At 37.8% G+C, this 863-nt stretch carries 1 protein-coding gene; it reads left to right on the top strand.

All coding sequences use genetic code 11. From position 1 onward, the window contains the following. The coding region (locus QWY86_RS01155; protein WP_290237778.1) for a transposase at positions 1-843 on the top strand (843 nt) is incomplete at its 5' end. Between the last annotated feature and the right edge of the window lie 20 nt (positions 844-863).

The raw sequence follows: 863 nt of genomic DNA on the forward strand, positions 1-863 counted from the left end.
AACGGTATCAACATCTGTTCCCAGTTATATCCAATCAATACATCTGAGCAGCAAATCGCCTATCAGTGGATCCCGAATTTGGAGAAAGATATGCTGGCAATTTATAACAGAGGTTTTCCGAGCTTTACTGCAATATATCTTCACCTGGAACAGGAAGCTCCTGTCAATTTTGTGATCAGGTGCAAGAATAATTTCAATAAAGAGGTTTCTTGTTTTTCTCAGTCAGGGTGTTCAGACCTTTTAGTTGAAATGAAAGCAACCAACAGTGCCATTTCTGAACTTTATAAACAGGGCTATAAGGTGACATCTGAAACCAAAGTCAAGGTACGGCTCGTTAAGGTTCAGCTCCCTGATGGTAAGACTGAAATACTAATAACAAGTCTGTTGGACACCAAAAAGCATCCACTACACCTATTTGGAGAATTATATTTTAAACGCTGGGGAATTGAAACAGAATATGCCATGCAAAAGAACTACTTGCAGCTCGAACTTCTAAGCGGTTATAAGGTCAACACCATACTTCAGGATTTTCATGCGTCCATATTTGTTAGCAACCTGCAGTATATCTTGTCTATACCTGCACAAATCAAATCGGAAAAGAAGCACAAAAATCGAATCTACAGCTACCAGATAAATAGAAATATTGCGATTGGGAACCTAAAGCATTGTTTAATAACCCTTTTCAGCCGAAAAGATACTAAAGCTTTAATTCAAAAAATTGAAAAGTTATTTGCAAGATATATTGAGCCCGTCAGGCCGGACAGACAACTCTTGCGAATCGTAAAAAGTAAAAGAACCAAAGGAAAATATCAAACATGGACCAACTACAAAAGAGCGATATGAGCCTTAAGTTAATGACATTG

The sequence above is a fragment of the Pedobacter aquatilis genome, assembly GCF_030409415.1.
Lineage (GTDB): Bacteria > Bacteroidota > Bacteroidia > Sphingobacteriales > Sphingobacteriaceae > Pedobacter > Pedobacter aquatilis.